This is a genomic window from Phaeovulum sp., from assembly GCF_047638075.1.
Lineage (GTDB): Bacteria > Pseudomonadota > Alphaproteobacteria > Rhodobacterales > Rhodobacteraceae > UBA6197.
This window is the reverse complement of the sequence record NZ_JBLJBV010000083.1, coordinates 1-13,968: the sequence shown is the minus strand read 5'-3', so window position 1 is coordinate 13,968 and position 13,968 is coordinate 1. Positions and strand designations below refer to the sequence as shown.

The 13,968-nt window shown below is 60.4% G+C and carries 15 protein-coding genes, 1 tRNA gene and 1 pseudogene; 5 read left to right on the top strand and 12 right to left on the bottom strand.

Annotated features, from left to right (window positions below):
* Positions 1-371: 371 nt before the first annotated feature.
* Both ACM62R_RS12985 and carA read right to left on the bottom strand, forming a co-directional pair.
* Positions 372-2,327, bottom strand: coding sequence for a glycosyltransferase family 2 protein (locus ACM62R_RS12985; protein ID WP_415184465.1), 1,956 nt, complete (start codon positions 2,325-2,327; stop codon positions 372-374).
* A 113-nt stretch (positions 2,328-2,440) separates the two neighbouring features.
* Positions 2,441-3,604, bottom strand: a complete 1,164-nt coding sequence (carA, locus tag ACM62R_RS12980; protein WP_415184464.1) for a glutamine-hydrolyzing carbamoyl-phosphate synthase small subunit — start codon at positions 3,602-3,604, stop codon at positions 2,441-2,443.
* Positions 3,605-3,784: 180 nt separating this feature from the next.
* On the opposite strand from carA, the gene ACM62R_RS12975 reads away from it, so the two are divergent.
* On the top strand, positions 3,785-4,243 hold the full coding sequence (locus ACM62R_RS12975; RefSeq protein WP_415184463.1) for a GatB/YqeY domain-containing protein: 459 nt from the start codon (positions 3,785-3,787) through the stop codon (positions 4,241-4,243).
* Positions 4,244-4,430: 187 nt separating this feature from the next.
* Here the strand turns inward: ACM62R_RS12975 and ACM62R_RS12970 are convergent, their stop codons facing one another.
* The 4 genes from ACM62R_RS12970 to lipB all read right to left on the bottom strand — a co-directional run bounded on the left by ACM62R_RS12970 (position 4,431) and on the right by lipB (position 8,050).
* Positions 4,431-4,985, bottom strand: coding sequence for a DUF2244 domain-containing protein (locus ACM62R_RS12970; protein ID WP_415184462.1), 555 nt, complete (start codon positions 4,983-4,985; stop codon positions 4,431-4,433).
* Positions 4,986-4,995: 10 nt separating this feature from the next.
* Positions 4,996-6,669: a cytochrome c oxidase subunit I gene (gene ctaD / locus ACM62R_RS12965; RefSeq protein ID WP_415184461.1), complete on the bottom strand. Its 1,674-nt coding sequence runs from the start codon at positions 6,667-6,669 to the stop codon at positions 4,996-4,998.
* 181 nt (positions 6,670-6,850) lie between these two features.
* Positions 6,851-7,267 (bottom strand): c-type cytochrome, encoded by a 417-nt coding sequence (locus ACM62R_RS12960; protein WP_415184460.1) that lies wholly within the window; start codon positions 7,265-7,267, stop codon positions 6,851-6,853.
* Positions 7,268-7,381: 114 nt separating this feature from the next.
* Positions 7,382-8,050 carry a lipoyl(octanoyl) transferase LipB gene (gene lipB, locus ACM62R_RS12955; RefSeq protein ID WP_415184481.1) on the bottom strand — a complete coding sequence of 223 codons (669 nt, stop codon included), beginning with the start codon at positions 8,048-8,050 and terminating at the stop codon, positions 7,382-7,384.
* A gap of 183 nt (positions 8,051-8,233) precedes the next feature.
* Here lipB and ACM62R_RS12950 point away from each other — a divergent pair, with 183 nt between their 5' ends.
* The 4 genes from ACM62R_RS12950 to ACM62R_RS12935 all read left to right on the top strand — a co-directional run bounded on the left by ACM62R_RS12950 (position 8,234) and on the right by ACM62R_RS12935 (position 11,562).
* Entirely contained in the window at positions 8,234-9,733 is a 1,500-nt protein-coding gene (locus ACM62R_RS12950; RefSeq protein WP_415184459.1) for a peptidoglycan-binding domain-containing protein, read from the top strand.
* A 164-nt stretch (positions 9,734-9,897) separates the two neighbouring features.
* Positions 9,898-9,984: transfer RNA gene (locus tag ACM62R_RS12945), tRNA-Leu, on the top strand.
* A gap of 266 nt (positions 9,985-10,250) precedes the next feature.
* Positions 10,251-10,532: a hypothetical protein gene (locus ACM62R_RS12940; RefSeq protein WP_415184458.1), complete on the top strand. Its 282-nt coding sequence runs from the start codon at positions 10,251-10,253 to the stop codon at positions 10,530-10,532.
* Between the two features lie 607 nt (positions 10,533-11,139).
* Positions 11,140-11,562: a transposase gene (locus ACM62R_RS12935; RefSeq protein WP_415184457.1), complete on the top strand. Its 423-nt coding sequence runs from the start codon at positions 11,140-11,142 to the stop codon at positions 11,560-11,562.
* 167 nt (positions 11,563-11,729) lie between these two features.
* Here the strand turns inward: ACM62R_RS12935 and ACM62R_RS12930 are convergent.
* From ACM62R_RS12930 to ACM62R_RS12905, 6 genes and pseudogenes are all read right to left on the bottom strand, one after another.
* Positions 11,730-11,978: pseudogene (locus tag ACM62R_RS12930) on the bottom strand (transposase domain-containing protein); the annotation flags it as partial.
* Positions 11,979-11,990: 12 nt separating this feature from the next.
* A complete protein-coding gene (tnpB, locus tag ACM62R_RS12925) occupies positions 11,991-12,278 on the bottom strand; it encodes an IS66 family insertion sequence element accessory protein TnpB (protein ID WP_415184480.1) in 288 nt (95 codons plus the stop codon).
* Between the two features lie 186 nt (positions 12,279-12,464).
* Positions 12,465-12,695 (bottom strand): IS66 family insertion sequence element accessory protein TnpB, encoded by a 231-nt coding sequence (locus ACM62R_RS12920; protein WP_415184483.1) that lies wholly within the window; start codon positions 12,693-12,695, stop codon positions 12,465-12,467.
* On the bottom strand, positions 12,620-12,865 hold the full coding sequence (locus tag ACM62R_RS12915; protein WP_415184479.1) for a transposase: 246 nt from the start codon (positions 12,863-12,865) through the stop codon (positions 12,620-12,622). The genes ACM62R_RS12920 and ACM62R_RS12915 overlap by 76 nt, the downstream gene beginning before the upstream one ends.
* A 241-nt stretch (positions 12,866-13,106) precedes the next feature.
* A complete protein-coding gene (locus ACM62R_RS12910; protein WP_415184456.1) occupies positions 13,107-13,439 on the bottom strand; it encodes a hypothetical protein in 333 nt (110 codons plus the stop codon).
* An 85-nt stretch (positions 13,440-13,524) separates the two neighbouring features.
* Positions 13,525-13,968: type IV secretory system conjugative DNA transfer family protein (locus ACM62R_RS12905; protein WP_415184455.1), on the bottom strand; the 444-nt coding region annotated here is incomplete at its 5' end.

Sequence of the window (13,968 nt, the reverse complement as noted above, 5' to 3'; positions counted from 1 at the left end):
GTGGTCAGGGACGTTGATCCGGTTGGGGTATGCCCCGTTCAATCGGTTTTGGGCCCGCGGCCATGACGATGGTATGATCCCTTTCGGCAGTAAAAATGCAAAGACGCAACCGATTGCACGCGGCAGCCTTTCGCAGGCCCGCGCGCCTGCCTATCTGACAACAGGTTTACGCGCGGCAACCGCCATCTTACGAAGATTGCGATCAGGGGCAGATAGGCGGGGTCGTGTGCGGCTTGCTCCGTTTGGCACAAAACCTGACGCAGGGACGCGCAAGCCACCGTTTTACCTGACTGGAATTTGACTGATTTTCTGACCGGAAAAACAGGGCGGCGCCGTTTTTGGCGGTTACGCGAGGTCAGAAATGACGCATCTCACGTCGTAGGGGGGGCCATTGCTCTGATTGGGGTCGCGGTGTCATTGGGGGATGTGTCAAAAACACCGTGGGTGGTTTTGTCCCAGTAAAACGGCATCACGATCACCTCGTAAATTGCCTTCCACCCCGCCAACGCGCCTAACGGAAAGTAAAAATGCAAGGTTGGTACCCAAGCCAAGAGGTGCCGGTGGCTCTGCCCGCGCACGGCCCAAAGGCCAACAACAATATTGACCAACTCTGTCGCGACAAAGGCGGTGGCAAGAATATTCAGTGTGGTTGGGCTCAGCACGGCCTGCATCGGATGCCAAAACCCCAGCGCGATGGCCCAGAAAGACCACAAGATCGGGGCCAGCAGATATTGCGACAGCGATCCCAGAAACAGCACCTGAAACCCAAAGAACCGCCATGCCCCCAAGTCACGCCATAGCTGAACCGGGTGGCGCATGTGCACGCCCCACGTCATCGCGTACCCCTTCAGCCAACGTGACCGTTGCCGCACCCAGGGCAGCGCGCGACAGTTGGCCTCTTCGCCGGTGACGGTGGGGACCAGCTCAGTCCGGTAGCCATAACGTGCAAGGCGAATGCCCAGATCGGCGTCCTCGGTCACGTTGTGGGCATCCCACCCCCCCAGATGTTCAAGCGCATCCCGGCGAAAAAACAGCGTAGTTCCGCCCAATGGCACAACGAGCCCCATCCGCGCCAATCCCGGCAGCATCGCCCGAAACCACACCGCGTATTCAATGGTAAAGCAGCGCGACAACCAGTTGGTGCGCGGGTTGTAATAATCCAGAATCCCTTGCAGGCAGGCAACCTCGGGCCCGCGTTCGTGAAACCGGCGCACAACCGTATGGATTTGGTCGGGGTCGGGCGCGTCTTCGGCATCATAAACGCCAATAATGCTGCCACGGCAAAAGCTTAACGCAAAGTTGAGCGCACGCGGCTTGGTCTTGATCGGGCCGGTGGGGACAGTCACGACCCGCATCCAGCGCGGCAGGTGCGCTTGTGCCAACGCAGCACGGGTGGTGGTGTCTTCTTCCTCGACGACCAACAGTATATCCAGCAATTCGCGCGGATAGCAAAGCTGCGAGAGGCGCCGCACCAGACGGTTCGCGATGTCTCGCTCTTTGTACATCGGCACCATGATGGACACGATCGGTAGCCGGGCGATCATCGGGGCAGGGGGGGCCAGCTTTCCTTTTGCTTGCCGATGGGCCCTGAATTCGACCCAGAACGCCGCGAATTTCAGTCCGGTGCCCAGTATCAAGGTCAGCACGGCCCAAGAAAACACCAGGGCAAAAATCAGTGTCGGTGCGGCGATCAACCCGGTTGCCAAAAGCCCCATTCCCCCCAACGCAAGGCGCGACATGCGGTCGGGATCACGGGTGCGGCAGCTTTCTTCGGGGCGAACCATGGTTTCGGCGTTGCGGATCAGCGCGGTCTGGCGGCGTGCCATGAGCGCGGCGTGAATGTCGCGTTCTGACGCAAGAACCATCGTGTAGGGCGCCAGATCCACAGGCAGCGTGTCGCGCATGCGGTGAAATTCCTCGGGGCGGGCAGTGGCAATGACGGTCGTGCCACCAACCCGGCGCCACGGCACCATGGAGCGGGTCAGGCAGGTTTGCGCACCGATCCGGTCAATCAACCGCGGGTCAGGGCGTTCGGCCAACAAATCAACCAGTGCCGCACCCCACTGCCGCGCCAGTGCCGCCATCAGGTCCGTATCGCTTACCCAGCCATGCGCCAATAAAATGTCGCCCAGGCGCACCTCTTGCCGATGCCGCAGCGCCAGTGCCTTCAACAAATCACCAGGCGCAACCGCGCCGCTTTCCAGCAATATCTGCCCCAGGGGCACCCGCGCCGGGCGGGACGACACCAACCTTGGCAGGGTTGCCGGGCGCGCCGACTCTGGGGTGGTCTGGCGCGGAACTAGCTTAAGCGGAACAGGAGCGGGCATGAGACCATTCTGGTAAGACGCGATGGTTTACCTTCCGGAACTCTGGTTAACAGATGGTTAAGAAGCCCATGAAAAAGCGAGTTATTCCGCGAGCTTGGCAAGATTTTTGCCGCTTATCCGCGCTGAGCCTGCATCGAGGCGGCAAACCGTTCAAACAGATAGAAACTGTCTTGCGGGCCGGGGCTGGCCTCGGGGTGGTGCTGAACCGAAAAAACCGGCCTGTCGGCCATGCGGATGCCGCAGTTCGACCCGTCAAACAGCGAGACATGCGTTTCAAGAACGCCGTCCGGCAGGCTTTGACTATCGACCGCAAAGCCGTGATTCATCGACGTGATCTCCACCTTGCCCGTTTCCACATCCTTTACCGGGTGGTTGGCACCGTGGTGGCCGTGGTTCATCTTGACGGTCTTGGCCCCCAGAGCCAGCGCCAGCATCTGATGCCCAAGGCAGATACCAAACAAGGGCAGATCCGCCTCCAGCACACCGCGGATCATGGGCACGGCATATTCGCCGGTTGCCGCAGGGTCGCCCGGCCCGTTCGACAAAAACACCCCCTCGGGGTTCAGCGCCAGGACCTCTTCGGCGGTTGCCGTCGCGGGAAGCACCGTCACCTCGCACCCGGCCGAGGCCAGACAGCGCAGGATATTGCGTTTTGCGCCGTAATCGATGGCAACGACACGAAAACCCGGCCCTTCGCGGCGGGTATAACCATTGGGCCAGGCCCAACGCATTTCATCCCAGCGGTATGACTGCGCGCACGTCACCTCTTTGGCCAGATCAAGCCCGACCAAGCCTTTCCAATCTCGCGCTTTTTTCACCAGGGCAGCAATGTCGAAGTTGCCGTCTGGAGAATGGGCCAGGGCGATGTGCGGCGCGCCTTGCTGACGGATTGCGCGCGTCAGGCGGCGGGTATCAATGCCGCCGATGCCGATCCGGCCGCGCTTTTCCATCCAGGTGACCAGATCGCCGGTGGCGCGCCAGCTTGCCGGTGCGGTCGGATCCCATTTCACCACTATCCCCGAGGCAACGGGGTCGGCGGCCTCTTCATCCTCATCGTTGATGCCGACATTGCCGATATGCGGGAAGGTGAAGGTGACAACCTGCCCGGCATAAGAAGGGTCTGTCATGATCTCTTGATAGCCGGTCATCGCGGTGTTGAAGACCAGTTCCGCGACGGTTTCCCCAACCGCCCCAAAACCGCGCCCGTAAAACAAGGAACCATCCGCCAGTACAATCACTGCGGTGGGTTTTTCCGATGTCGGATTGTTTGTGGGCATGGTGCGACTCTCCCAAGGCAAAATCTGTCGGAACCTACGGGCAGGTGTGGCGCGGGTCAAGGTCCAACGCAGATTACCGTGATGTATTGTGTTACCTAGCGATATCAATAACTTAGTGAACTTGTGCCCGGCGACGGTCCACGGTATTGTGCGGGCCTTGAGATCAAAGGGGATCAAACCATGGAAATGCGTGACCGGATCGCCCAGGCGTTGAAGGATGCAATGAGGTCGAAACAGGCCGACCGGCTGTCGACGCTGCGGCTGATCAATGCCGCTATCAAAGACCGCGAGATCGCGATGCGTGGTGACGCCGAAGGGGGCACTGTGGGTGACCCGGAGATTCTGGCGATCATGGGCAAAATGGTGAAACAACGTCAGGAATCGGCGCGCGCCTACGAAGAGGGCGGGCGGCTGGAGTTGGCGGAAAAGGAACTGAACGAGGTCAAGGTGATCGAAGAGTTCCTGCCACGGCAGCTTTCGGCTGAGGAAGTTGCGGCAGCGGTGGATGCGGCGATTGCCACGATTGGCGCCTCAAGCATCCGCGACATGGGCCGGGTGATGGCCGAACTGAAGGGTAAATATACCGGGCAGATGGACTTTGGCGTGGTGGGTCCAATGGTCAAGACCCGGCTGAGCTGAGGCGCCGCGCCGGCCTTTGCCTGCGCGGCAACCCGCACATAAGCTGAATGTATCTATCCTACGCCCCGCCGGTTGATCCGCGCGGGGTGTTTTGCTGCGGTCCTGGCGCGTGTGGCGGGCCGGGTATGAGTATTTAGGCCAAAAAAAAGCGGTGGTTTTTTTGGGCGGGGGTATTTGGGCGCGCGGGTCAGGGTTTGCCGGGCTGGGTGCGGCAGGCGGCGAAAACGGCGTCAAGTTCAGGCCGCAACGCGCGACGTTCCTCGGGGGTGAGAAACGCGCCCAGTTCCACCTCACGCGGGCCGCCGGTCAGGGTCAGGTAGTCGGGGACGGGGCCGCCGGTCTGGTAGAGGGTGACGCCGACCCAGTAAGGGTTGGCGTGCCAGAGGCGTGGGGCGCGGCGCGGTTCATGGCGCAAGAGGAGTGCGCGGTCGGGCCAGATCCGCAGCACCTCGACCACGGCACCGCTGCGGTAGCTGCGCGCAAGGCCCCACCAGACGCCAGCCACCGTTGCCACCAGAAACGGCAGCATACCCCAAAGCAACAGCGTGCCCAGAAGCGCCAGCAGTGGCAGGGTCAAGAGCGAGGCCAAGAGGCCGATCGTGATCACGAAGCCTTTGCGCGGCAGCGAGCGGTAGGGCCAGAGGTGAAGCTCGGCCAAGGGGCGCGGACCTTTGGCGTAAGGGGACACGGCCCCGGATTTCTCCGGGGCCGTGTCGGGATGGGTGATCCATTCATACGGCATTGCCTTTGCCTTAGTGCGCGTGCGAACGGTCCCAGTCCGCGCGCTTGGGCAACTGTTCGAACGTGTGTTCGGGCGGCGGGCAGGGCAGTGACCATTCCAGCGTGTCGGCGTATTCGTTCCAGTAGTTGTTCTGGGTCACGCGACGGCCGGCCAGCAGGGTGTAGAACACGATGCCGATGAAGAACACGAAAGACGCGAAGCTGATGAAGGCGCCGATTGACGAGATCTTGTTCCAATAGGCAAAGGCCTCGGGGTAGTCGATGTAGCGGCGCGGCATGCCCTGACGCCCGAGAAAGTGCTGCGGGAAGAAGGTCATGTTCGAGCCAAGGAACATCATCCAGAAATGCACCTTGCCGGCCCATTCAGGATACTGGCGGCCCGACATCTTGCCGATCCAGAAATAGATCCCGGCGAAGATGGCAAACACCGCCCCCAGCGACATCACATAGTGGAAGTGCGCGACCACATAATAGGTGTCGTGATAAACCCGATCGAGCGGAGCCTGCGCCAGCACAACGCCGGTAACACCGCCCACCGTGAACAGGAACAAAAAGCCGAAGGCAAACAGCATCGGTGTTTTGAACTCTATCGAGCCGCCCCACATGGTGGCGATCCAACTGAACACCTTTACCCCGGTGGGCACCGCGATCACCATTGTGGCCAGCATGAAGTAGCTTTGCTGGGTCAGCGACATGCCCACGGTATACATGTGGTGCGCCCACACCACAAAGCCGAGCCCGCCGATGGCGACCATCGCATAGACCATCGGCAGATAGCCGAAGATCGGCTTTTTGGAGAAGGTGGCGATGACGTGGCTGATGATGCCAAAGCCGGGGATGATGATGATGTAGACCTCGGGGTGGCCGAAGAACCACAGGATGTGCTGGTAAAGGATCGGGTCGCCGCCGCCCTCGGGTTGGAAGAACGTGGTGCCGAAGTTGCGATCCATCAGCAGCATGGTGATGGCACCGGCCAGCACCGGAAGGGCCAGAAGGATCATCCAGGCGGTCACAAAGATCGACCAGCCAAACAGCGGCACCTTGTGCATGGTCATGCCTGGGGCGCGCATGTTGAGGAAGGTGGTGATCATGTTGATCGCCCCCAGGATCGAGCTTGCACCCGAGAGGTGCACAGCAAAGATCGCCAGATCCATCGAGAACCCGCCTTCATTGGTCGAAAGCGGTGGATAGAGCACCCAACCCACGCCAGATCCCATCTGCCCGTTGCCGCCCGGCGTCAGAAGCGAGGCGATCCCGAGGGCGGTGCCCGCAACATAGAGCCAGTAGCTGAGGTTGTTCATCCGCGGGAAGGCCATGTCAGGCGCCCCGATGTGCAGCGGCATGAAATAGTTGCCAAAACCACCGAACAGCGCTGGAATTACCACAAAGAACATCATCAGGACGCCGTGATAGGTAATCATCACGTTCCACAGATGCCCGTTGGGTGTGCATTCAGCACTGGCGTCCGCAACGAAGCGGGCCCCTTCGGCGCACATGTACTGCACCCCCGGGTTCATCAGTTCAAGCCGCATGTAAACGGTGAACAGCACCGAAATCAGGCCAACGGTGCCTGCGGTGAACAGATAGAGAATTCCGATATCTTTGTGATTGGTGGACATGAACCAGCGGGTAAAGAACCCGCGCTTGTCATGCGCACCATGGCTGTGAACGGCTGCGTCCGCCATGCTGATCTCCCATTTAGCGCTTGGCACGGGTTCTCCCGACCCGGACCTGCATGTTAGTGTTTTAGAATGCAAATCCGCGCGCGGCAATGAGTGAAGGTGCGGCAATTGGAAAAATTGCCGCACCTTCGGGTCGTATCGTCAGGAAATTGAGCGAATGTGTCGCGTTATCCTTGGCAGATCGTTACTCGGTCACGACCGATTCAAGGAAGGCGACGATTTCTTCTTGCTTTTTCTTTTGCTTGTGGGTCATCAGCGATTTCGCTTTGGTGTCGCCAAGCTTTTCGTCGATCCACGCGGTGGGATCGGTCATGTAGACTTCCAATTCTTCGGGAGTCCAGACCATGCCGGTTTCACCGACGGCTTTAAGCCCATCACCGTATTTGAAATCTTCGGTCGAGGCGACGGCCTTGCCGACGATGCCGTAAAGGTTCGGGCCGACCTTGCCACCCTTTACGATGTCTTCGCCCGTGTCCGACTTGATCGCGTGACAGGCTTTGCACTTGTTGAATTCTTTTTTGCCATCCTTGATGTCATCCGCATTGGCGGCGGTCGTCAGGGCGAGGGCGGCGAACGTGGCGGCAATCAGGCTAATCTTCATTGCTTTATCCTTGCTGGCTTAAGATTCGACCCGGGGGGCCAAACGTACTGGTCGCTTTTTAATGCGATCCGTTGCCGATGGCTAGAGGCAGGGGGGCGCGTTACGGAGTTTTGATCAATTGATAGGCTCCGAGGCGAAAATTTGCTGAAATGTCGACTGCAACGCCACGTCAAGATCGGCCAATGTGACCGGCAGGCCCAGATCGACAAGACTGGTCACGCCATGATCACGAATCCCGCAGGGGACGATCCCCCCGAAATGGGAAAGGTCCGGCTCTACGTTGATGGAAATACCGTGAAAGCTGATCCATTTGCGCAGCTTGACCCCGATCGCGGCGATCTTGTCCTCTTGTAATGTGCCATCGGGGGCAGGGGCCTTGTCGGGGCGGGTGACCCAGACGCCGACGCGGCCCGCGCGGCGTTCGCCGGTCACGTTGAATTCGGCCAGCGTGGCGATGACCCAGTCTTCCAGTGCGCAGACAAAGCGGCGCACGTCGCGCCCACGTTTGTTCAGGTCAAGCATCACATAGGCGACGCGCTGGCCCGGCCCGTGGTAGGTATATTGCCCGCCACGCCCGGCGTTGTAGACGGGAAAGCGGTCCGGCTGGGTCAGATCTTCGGGGCGTGCCGAGGTGCCGGCGGTATAAAGCGGCGGGTGTTCAAGCAACCAGATCGCCTCATCGGCGATGCCGGCGGTGATGGCGGCCACGCGCGCCTCCATGAAGGTCAGCGCCTCGGGGTAGGGTATTTTCGCTGTGCTAGTGATCCATTCAACCATAAGAATTCTTTTCAGTTTCTGTGCTTGGATTCAAATTGCTTGCTTTGGCGGTGATTCGGGCGAAGACTCGGTAACTGTATGTAGCCTTGGTCACGGGCCATTTCCACATGGCGTCAGCGATCTGGCCGCACCGTTGCTGCGCGATTTGCCGTGCAGGCCGGAGTCGAGATTGATTGAAGGGATGAGAAAATGTTCACGAAGGGAATAGCGACCACCTCGCTGATAGCTGCATTGGCGATGACGCCGGCCGCCCCCGCGCTCGCGGGTGGCGGTGATGCGGTTGTGGGGGGAATTATCGGCGGTATCATTGGCGGCGCCATCGTCAATGAACATAATCGCCACCGCGCAGCGCCCGTCCGGCGGGCGCAACCAAAAAGATACCAATCCAGCATCAGCAGCGCTCAACGCGAATCCAACCGCGAAGTGCAGGTGGCGCTGAACCATTTCGGCTATGGCGTCGGTGCGCCCGATGGCGCGATCGGGCCGCGTTCACGCGCCGCGATCAGTGATTATCAGATGACGCTGGGCTATCCGGCAACCGGTCAGCTGACGGAATATGAACGCAGCCATCTGGTGGCATCCTATCACCGCGCGGTGGCGGGTGGCGCACTGACCATGCAACAGGCCGCAGCCAACCCGATGGGGATGCGTGGCCTGCTGGTGCAGTGGCGCGATGAGGCTGCGGGAATTCCGTCAACCCCGCCCAGCTTTGCGCCGCAAGGGACCGCGCCGGGCGTAATGGCCGTTGCCCCCGCCCCCGAAGCCCCCGCCGCAGAGCTGCCGCAGTTTGTCGCGATACTGGAACCCGCTGCCCCGGCGATGCCCAGCTTTTTGGGGGGTGTGGTAACGCAGGCCTCGCTCGCGTCGCATTGCAACCGGGTGAATATGGCCACCTCGTCGAATGGCGGCTTTGTCACGGCTGCGGCGATGGCCGATCCGGGGCAGGCGTTGGGCGAACAGTTCTGCCTGGCGCGCGGCTATGCGATCAGCCAGGGCGAAGAACTGGCCGCCGCAATTCCCGGTTTCACCCCGGCGCAGATTACGGCGCAATGCGAAAGCTTTGGCCCGGCAATGAAAGAGTCGGTATCCGCGCTGTCGCTGCAGCCGCGTGATGCGGTACTGGCGGGGGTGTCTGAATTCGCGCTTGAAAGTGGCATGGCCCCGGCGCAACTGGTCGGAACGGCGCGGGTGTGTCTGTCGGTCGGCTACCGGACCGACAATATGGATGTGGCGTTGGCCTCGGGGCTGCTGCTGACCGCACTGGGTGAGCGGCAATACGCTGAACTGATGGGTCACCATCTGGCCATGGGCTTTGGCGCCAGCGTGCGCCCGGATCTGGCGGTGGATTGGTATCAGATGGGGCTGGATGCCCTGAGCAATGGCGCCACGCCGGTCTTTGCCCCGCATCAGCCCGGTCGTGCCGACGTGATCCGCAAAGCGGCCTATACGCTGGGCGGGCGCGCCGATCTGTTGCCGACAGAGGCAGTGCCTGCTGTGCTGCCGCAATTTGCCGTGCCGCAAACTACGGCCCCCGCGCAAGAGGGCACGGGGATGGCCCTCGTGCCGGTGGTGCAGCCGGCCCCGACCGCGGCGCCGGGCAACAACCCGCCCGCAGCAACCGCCGGTGGCGGTCTGGCGACCGCGATGCGCAACCTGACCCAGCTTCCGGCGCTGATGATCAAACCCTGATCCTATGCCCGCGCAACATCGTTGAAAGGCGCCGCAAAGACGGCGCCTTTTTTACATCATCCGCACAGGGCATCTGTTTTTCACAAAGGTTTCCTCTGGCGCAAAAATCCGCTTTCCTTCCCCCAAACGCTCGGCTATATCGCCGGGCACAAAGCCTTGACAGTGCGGTCGTGGCGGAATTGGTAGACGCGCAGCGTTGAGGTCGCTGTGGGGTAACTCCCGTGGAAGTTCGAGTCTTCTCGACCGCACCATTACTTTCCCCTTGGAAAAAAGAATTTCTGTGAAAACAAGTTCATGGAAGTGGCCTTGCGCCACGTTTTGTGCCGCACCTTTGTGCCACAGATGGTTTGGCACAAGGTGGAAAACCTGACGCTTTCAAAGACAGAGGGAACCAAGGTGAGAGGGGGAACCTATCCCCTCAACCTCAATCCCGGCTGACGCCGCCCCGCTCTAGCCCGACAAAACGCGCTTGCGGCGCAGTTTGAAGACGCCCGACCCGCGCGAGGCGGCAAGGCAGGTGACGCTTGCTCAGGCTGAATTGATGGAAGCGGCGGGGCGCGCGCGTCAGCGCGATACTTTGGCGGATGAGGTGGACAGACTGCCTTTTGAACAGCGTGAACTGTACGACGCCGCGGGTGGGCTGGAAGGTCTCTTGCACCAATATCGGGCGACCGATACCGCACGCGCCTTCTTGACCGCTGGCGGTGCGCTCACGGAGAGTGAGCAAATCGGGCAAGAGCCTGCCCCCGGTAAGCGGACAATTTCGCAAGCGGTTCATAGCCCGAATTGGCGGCGCTAGATCAAGTGGCGCGGACTGAGGCCAAGACGCTTCGCATACTTGGGGAAGATGTGCCCGACCGTTGACGGTCTGCGTGAATCGCGAGACGTATATTTGAAAGCCAATGGGACGGGTGGCCAAACCGCCGGGGCCATGGACAAAGTGGTTGCGCGGTTCATTTAGCTACACGGCGACCTACCACTTGCGGAACTGACCATTGCCTACCTGCGCGAGCATGTGACTGCCATTGAACAGCTGCCCGCCGTTACCTCGTCCAAGAGGCTGCGAGGGCAGAAGCTTCCTGACCTTCTGCGGATCGCAGTGGCCGAAGGGCTAACGCCGGTCAGCATCACTCGCGCCGGGGCAGGGGTATCTTGCGACGGACCCTTGGGGGGTGTCGAAGTTTATTGCGCCGAAGGGCAAGCATTCCGCCCAGAAACCCCGAGCGCCGTTTTCTGGTGCTCAGATCGCACCCATCCTTGTGCTGGCGTCGAAAGCAGACGCCGCGACAATCGACCACTGTGCACCGCCTCTGGCGGTATATCGTAAGCGGTGTGCCAGCCCCGTGGTTTCGATTTGATGTGAGGTCGGGCATGCCGTTTTGCAACTGAGTTTGCGGGGGCCGGGCATGGAGCACCAACATGAGCACCGGATGGAGGTGCGCGGGTCGCGGGGAGTATCGCGGATCGAGGTCCATGATGGCCCGACCGGGCGTTGGCGCTGGCCGGATGACATCAAGGCGCGGATTGTGGCCGAGAGTTTTCAGCCCGGCGCGCGGGTCTGCGATGTTGCGGCGAAGTATGGGCTGATTGCCCGGCATCTTTCGAAATGGCGCGGTCAGGTGCGTAAAGGGGAGCTGGTGGTGCCGATCAAGGCGGCCCCGGCATTCGTGCCGCTGATGATCGAGCGATCGGTTGCTGCCACGGCCGCCGCGTCGGCAGATACGGGGGTGATCAAGATCGAGATCTGCGGCGCAGTTTTGCATGTGACGCCGAATTGCAGCCCCGATCGTGCGGCGGCCTTGGCGGCGGCGCTGGGGAAGGTGCTGTGATCTTTCCAGATCAGGCCGTCAGGACCGTGATCGCAACCAAGCCCCCTCTCGTGCATGCAGCCATGCACTGCCGGGCAGCGGGTGGATTTTCGCAAAGGGCACGATGGGCTGGCGACCATGGCGCATGCCGAGCTGGGCTTTGCGCCGAAGGCGGGGGGATGGTGGTGTTCCGCTCGAAGCGTGGCAACAGGATCAAGGTTCACCGAGAGGGCCGTTTTGATGTCTTCAAGTGACAGATCAAATTGCTCAGGATCGACCTTCTCGGATCGCGCGCCAAACAGGGCACATTTGAAGTCAGCAACCAACTTCTCCAACTGATCGATACGATCCTGCTTGCGCAGATTCCGGCTCTCTGAGGCAGCAAGCAACGCCTTCAGGGCCTCAATATCATTAGGGAGATCAGCAGGTTTGCTCATGCGGAATGACTATCATTTCCAGCACCTTAGTGCTGCCGCAAAAGACAGCCTGATCCACTCTGCCGCAGTTGGCGGACGCACCGACAAAGCCCTTGCTTTGCGCCAATCCAAGCCCGAGAACAGCGCTTCAAACTGCGCGTGGTTCAGGGCCATCAGCCCATCTTTGATCGCAGGCCAAATGAAGGTGTGTTCCTCCAACCGTTTGTAAGCCAAGACCAGCCCGGTGCTGTCCCGATACAGTAACTTCATCCGATCTGCCCGCTTTGAGCGGAACACAAAAACTGTCCCCTCTCTCGGCAGATTTGCTTTGCAAATCGCCTGCCGGGCAACGCGTGAACGGGGCCTTGCGCAGCTCGTTTTTGATCAGTGCCGTCTGACCGTCGTGACCTTTACGGAAGTCTACGGGCTTGGTTGCAATAACAACCCGCACCCGGCCTCTCGGCGAATGTTCCATTCGCCTGTCAGCCAATGGTATTGAAGGGAACATCATGAGGCCGCGTTCAGGGCGCGGGCAATCTCGGCAATGCGCGCCGCTGATGTTCTTGCATCCAATCGCACGGTGACAGCACCGCAGATCAGATCCAATGGCCACAGCTGCGCAGATTCAGCTACCGCATCGACATCTTCGCGCACAACCAGCGCTACAAAGCTCGGCTCTTCAGCCAAAGCAGGCAGAACCAGCTTGCCCTCCAGCGCCATGCGCCGCCATTCCCCCACTCGGGATATTGCTGCGCAATACCCTGCCGGGCAACGAATAAATGATTGGCCCGCATATCATACAGCTGCGCCACCGAACCCACCGTCGCCCCCTTAACCAAAGTCTCGGCCACAATTTGCGCTTTCACCGCATCAGGCCACCGGCGGTGACCACGCGTTCCCACAACCATATCAATGTTGCTGAGAAGCTCCGTTGAGCGCTCCATGGAGAAACTCCCTGACAATCCATCCGCAAGGGCTGAAGCTCAGATCAGGATGATCCGCCCACCATTGCGAACGACGCGCGGCTTGCCGGTGATCTTATGCTTGATCGTTTCAATCATGTTCAGCTCTCGTTCCTCAATCCTTGAAGATTTTCACCGCATTCCGACTGCCTTGCCAACACGCCCCAGTTCACGGGGATCATGGCGATCAAGGGACAATTCCAGTTTGGCCGCATGTGGCTCCACACACCTTGTCGCCCGAGATAGCGGCACTCGTAACAACGCGAACCTGGAGTTTTTTGCCCATGCGGTTGTCCCAAACGAGCAGATGTGGTGTTCCGAAGCTGACCACCACGAACGCCAGAGCGCCGAGCGCCCATGTCGGGCGGCGCGGCTTCACGAGAAACCAAATGAGCCCCGCGACTGTTCGCGAGAGACTTCTCTCGCTTTGCGTCGCCGTGATACGTTCGCTGACCTTCGGCCCGTGCTTGTTTGGGCGCGGGGCTTTTTTGCCCAGAACGTCGATTTTTAACTTAGTCATTCTTGCCCCATTTGCGGGAATACCGAATGCGCAGTTGCGGCTTGCCGCCGCGCTGATGATCGCCTTCCCTCGGGTTTGGTTCAGCCTAGTCGCCCCACGGGGCGACATCCCAGTAGCGAATTTTCGCGCCGAGGATCGGCGGGGCGGCCTTCACGAACAGGAGTTGCCGATCTTCGGGCAACGCCATGACTTCCTGCGGCTGCATGAGCGGCACGCCGCGTTCGGACACGCTGACGCCGAGTTCGTCATCATCGGTTTGCCCGAGATTGCAGTTTCGGGTGAGGATCGAATTCTCGCTCATCAACCGCGACAGGCGCACCGCCAGTTCTATATCCTGCACCGCGAAGAACTGCTTCACTTCGGACTGGCTCAGGATGATGTTGGTTGTCTCGCGCCCATAAACCTGGACGAGATGCGAGAGGTCTTGATCAATCGCCCACACGCGCACTGGTGCGGATTTCGCGGAGAATGGGTGCTGATTTCGCGCGATCGTGGGCACGCGTTTCGCGCCATGTTGGATGCTGATTTT

Coding starts and splice junctions, on each gene's coding strand:
- ACM62R_RS12970 (WP_415184462.1), bottom strand. CDS start 4,985: ATGCCGTATGAATGGATCACCCATCCCGACACGGCCCCGGAGAAATCC.
- ACM62R_RS12950 (WP_415184459.1), top strand. CDS start 8,234: ATGTTCACGAAGGGAATAGCGACCACCTCGCTGATAGCTGCATTGGCG.
- ACM62R_RS12935 (WP_415184457.1), top strand. CDS start 11,140: ATGGAGCACCAACATGAGCACCGGATGGAGGTGCGCGGGTCGCGGGGA.
- carA (WP_415184464.1), bottom strand. CDS start 3,604: ATGCCCACAAACAATCCGACATCGGAAAAACCCACCGCAGTGATTGTA.
- ACM62R_RS12910 (WP_415184456.1), bottom strand. CDS start 13,439: ATGACTAAGTTAAAAATCGACGTTCTGGGCAAAAAAGCCCCGCGCCCA.
- ACM62R_RS12960 (WP_415184460.1), bottom strand. CDS start 7,267: ATGAAGATTAGCCTGATTGCCGCCACGTTCGCCGCCCTCGCCCTGACG.
- ACM62R_RS12915 (WP_415184479.1), bottom strand. CDS start 12,865: ATGGTTGTGGGAACGCGTGGTCACCGCCGGTGGCCTGATGCGGTGAAA.
- ACM62R_RS12975 (WP_415184463.1), top strand. CDS start 3,785: ATGGAAATGCGTGACCGGATCGCCCAGGCGTTGAAGGATGCAATGAGG.
- ACM62R_RS12985 (WP_415184465.1), bottom strand. CDS start 2,327: ATGCCCGCTCCTGTTCCGCTTAAGCTAGTTCCGCGCCAGACCACCCCA.
- ctaD (WP_415184461.1), bottom strand. CDS start 6,669: ATGGCGGACGCAGCCGTTCACAGCCATGGTGCGCATGACAAGCGCGGG.